This is a genomic window from Vibrio sp. YT-18, from assembly GCF_033337345.1.
Classification (GTDB): domain Bacteria; phylum Pseudomonadota; class Gammaproteobacteria; order Enterobacterales; family Vibrionaceae; genus Vibrio; species Vibrio alginolyticus.
Genome location: NZ_JAWOQO010000200.1, coordinates 1 through 1,130 on the forward strand (window position 1 = coordinate 1; position 1,130 = coordinate 1,130).

Here is a 1,130-nt window from a genome sequence, read left to right on the forward strand (position 1 = left end):
GAAGTTGCCATGCGTGCGGCCTTTGTTGCTACGGACAACAGCAAACAAGTTGCCGTACTCGTGCCAACAACCCTGCTTGCTCAGCAGCATTTTGAAAACTTCCGTGACCGCTTCGCGAACTTGCCAATCCGAGTCGAGGTGCTTTCTCGCTTCAAATCAGCCAAAGAGCAAAAAGTGATTTTGCAAGATGTGGCGGATGGCAAAGTTGATATCGTCGTCGGTACGCACAAATTGCTCTCCAGCGACATCAAATTCAAAGATTTGGGTTTGTTGATTGTCGACGAAGAGCATCGCTTCGGTGTTCGTCAAAAAGAGAAAGTCAAAGCGATGCGCGCCGATGTGGACATTCTTACCCTAACGGCAACGCCGATTCCTCGTACGCTGAACATGGCAATGAGTGGTATGCGTGATTTGTCGATCATCGCCACACCACCAGCACGCCGTTTAGCTATCAAGACATTTGTTCGTGAACGTGAAGAGTCCGTGGTGCGAGAAGCCGTACTGCGTGAAATCATGCGTGGTGGTCAGGTTTACTTCCTGCACAATCAGGTCGAAACCATCGAAAAAACGGCAGAAGACTTACAAAAACTCATTCCAGAAGCCCGTATTACCGTGGCACACGGTCAAATGCGTGAACGCGAACTAGAACGTATCATGAATGATTTCTACCACCAGCGCTTTAACGTCTTGGTTTGTACCACCATCATTGAAACGGGTATCGACGTTCCGACGGCCAACACAATCATTATGGATCGTGCTGACAACCTTGGCTTGGCGCAACTGCATCAATTGCGTGGCCGTGTTGGTCGCTCTCACCATCAAGCTTATGCTTATTTGTTAACGCCACATCCAAAAGCAATGACCAAAGATGCCATTAAACGTCTCGATGCCATTGCTTCACTGGAAGACTTAGGCGCGGGCTTTACTCTGGCAACGCACGATTTGGAAATTCGTGGCGCTGGTGAACTGCTTGGTGACGAACAAAGTGGTCAAATTCAATCGGTTGGCTTTACACTGTATATGGAAATGCTTGAACAAGCAGTTGAAGCACTGAAAGAAGGTAAAGAGCCATCGTTGGATGATCTGCTTCGTGAGCAAACAGAAGTGGAACTGAGAATCCCTGCGCTACT

At 48.4% G+C, this 1,130-nt stretch carries 1 protein-coding gene; it reads left to right on the top strand.

Going from position 1 to position 1,130, the window contains the following annotated elements; all coding sequences use genetic code 11:
* Nucleotides 1-1,130: helicase-related protein (locus R7M72_RS25420; RefSeq protein WP_318056500.1), on the top strand; the 1,130-nt coding region annotated here is incomplete at both ends.